General features: G+C 39.4%; 3 protein-coding genes. All 3 read right to left on the bottom strand.

Annotated elements, in window-relative coordinates; translation table 11 throughout:
• Window positions 1–272 precede the first annotated feature (272 nt).
• The gene (locus HMPREF2952_RS10930) at window positions 273–626 is read right to left on the bottom strand and encodes a hypothetical protein (RefSeq protein WP_049343568.1); all 354 of its coding nucleotides are present in this window, start codon (window positions 624–626) and stop codon (window positions 273–275) included.
• A gap of 30 nt (window positions 627–656) precedes the next feature.
• Complete coding sequence (locus HMPREF2952_RS04455; protein ID WP_049230545.1) at window positions 657–1,079, bottom strand: hypothetical protein; 423 nt, start codon at window positions 1,077–1,079, stop codon at window positions 657–659.
• 8 nt (window positions 1,080–1,087) lie between these two features.
• The coding region (locus tag HMPREF2952_RS11490) for an RHS repeat domain-containing protein (protein WP_283120698.1) at window positions 1,088–2,409 on the bottom strand (1,322 nt) is incomplete at its 5' end.

Raw genomic sequence — 2,409 nt, 5'->3', positions numbered from 1 at the left:
GGTGCTCCTGTTGGGGGGATGGGGTCGTCTGAAAGGAGGGGGAGACGACCTTACGGGGCGTTAGAGCTTGGGAAAACCTATGTTTACTCAGTATCTCTAATATTCATATTTCCTGGTGAAATACCTACTTCTGATTCTACAAAAAGTTCCCCATCCTCCTCTACGATAAATGAATTTCCAGTTCTAAATATTAAATTATATAATCCCTCATAAAATTTACCTCCCAAATAATATAAATTTCCAGAATCAGGAATAAAATAAATTCTTCCCAGTTAATCAATAAGGATTTCTCGGTTATCTGCAAAGCCGAAATTTCTTAATTTTTTGCCAATAGATTTTTGATAAAAAATATAATCCTCATCATCTATCGAATAGTCAACTAAGGTATTTGTAGTTTCCCCAAAGTTATGCAGTACCGTAGATAGAAAGATGCGTCCATTACTACGATAATAAGCGTCATAGCTAATTGTTAAATACCATATTTCTCTTAGAAATTTTTTTACATTATCAGGTAACTCCTCTAAATGGTGGGGTAGAGAATCTAAAATAATTTCTCTATTCTCATACCAGCCTGAAGCAATCATTTTCTTAAAAAAATCTGAGTGTATTTCGTATGGTTGTTTCATAAATACTTCTTATTATTTTACTGTAGTATTTTAGAATGAAATATTCAGCCTTATTGACGCCTGTTTGGAGTCATAGATGAACAAAAGGGAATTCCATGCCAATTCAGGTCCTTTAAATTCGAGTACTGGAGCACTTTTTAGTACACAATATGATTTTAAAGAAGGATATAAATTAAGAAAATTTTGAATAATTTTTGATTCTAAGATGTTTTTAGTTAAATAAAAATAGTCATTGAATAAGATATCAATTTCTTTTTTGTATATGTCAATAAATATTTTTCCTTCTTCTCCAAGGTAATAAATATTTTCTTGAAATAAATAAATACCTTCTTGTATATTTTTAAAATTTATTAATTTAGTTTTTTCTTTAATGTCTTTAATATCATTAAAGTTTAAGGAGAGATTATTGATGACAATGTTTTTTTGTTGTATAAATAATTTAATTTGATTCATATGTAATTTTACCTCCTAAAAGATCGAAGTTTGCCAGTACTTGTTAATTTCGGTTTATCTATATCTCGAATATAATATTGGGTTGCTCCCCCATCGCCATATTTTTTATTTGCTTTTGCTTTTGATTTTCCTACGCAAATATCTTCTTCTACTACAAATATATGTAATTGTTTTCTCATGTCACGTGCGGCATTAGCATTTCCACTATGTCTCACCTGTACAGAATCGTTAAATGCTCTGGCATTTCCTCTTGCAGAACGTACAGCGTATCCTCGAACAAAATAATTCCCAGGGGCAGAAGCCATACCTGCCGGCCCATGTGGATACAGTGTAAACAATATTGTCCCTTTTTCTAGGACAACATTTTTCCAATTATCCACACCTGGATAGTCCTTACTTCCTTGCCAGCCAGCCGCTTCACCGGCAGGATCTTGTCCTGCACATGGATCATTACATGTTCCAGGCGATTTTTTAGAACTTAACCCTAATGGGTCAGCCCACATTTGACTGTTTTGTAAAGCCCAATAGAGGTTACTACCACCAGCCAATCCAATCGGATCCTGATTCACAAACCGACCCGCATCAGGCTCATAATACCTGAAGAAGTTGTAATGCAGCCCTGTCTCACGGTCAGCGTACTGGTTTTGCAATCGGAAGGGTTGGTATGCGTTATACGTTACCTTGGTTTCCTCTTTCAGACGACCCCAGCCGGTGTAGTTGCCGAACCATAAGAGGTTGCCGTCCTTATCGGTCATCTCTCTCGGGATACCGATTTGGTCGCAGTGGAAGTAGTGGGTTTGCTGTTTGCTTTCACCATCTTCGTTGGTCCAGTTGCATACCTGCGCCAAGGGTTCGTAGCTGTCGGGATCGGTGTAGAGATAGGTATACCTGCCGTCAGGGTGGACTTCCTGCAAGAGGTGGCTGCCGTCCCAAACGAAGCGGGTTTGGTTTTCGAGGCCGTTCCCGCCTAAATCATGCGGGAATGACGTTTCTGAAACTTCTTCGTTTTTCAGACGGCCTTTGCCTATCCTTCTGCCCAAGGCGTCGTAGGTGTAGGCCCAAGTCTCTTTCGTGCCGTCTTTTTTGAAGATTTCGGCTTTAACCAGTTGGTCGTGCAGATCGTAGAAATAGTTCTGCACTTCGCCGTCGGCCAGTTCGCGGTGGATCAGGTTGCCGAGGTCGTCGTAGTAATAGCTGCTGCCGTTGTAGGTTTGTAGGCGGTTGTCGGGGACGGTAGGGCTGTTGTTGTCGGACAGGATATTGTGTGCGGGGTCGAAGGCGAATACTTCGCTATCCGCTTTGGTAATCCGGCCCAGTTTGTCGTATTCAA

Source organism: Neisseria sp. HMSC068C12 (genome assembly GCF_001814095.1).
Lineage (GTDB): Bacteria > Pseudomonadota > Gammaproteobacteria > Burkholderiales > Neisseriaceae > Neisseria > Neisseria perflava.
Note: the sequence above shows the minus strand (reverse complement) of the source record. Positions and strands in the feature narration are given on the sequence as shown.

Coding starts and splice junctions, on each gene's coding strand:
- HMPREF2952_RS10930 (WP_049343568.1), bottom strand. CDS start 626: ATGAAACAACCATACGAAATACACTCAGATTTTTTTAAGAAAATGATT.
- HMPREF2952_RS04455 (WP_049230545.1), bottom strand. CDS start 1,079: ATGAATCAAATTAAATTATTTATACAACAAAAAAACATTGTCATCAAT.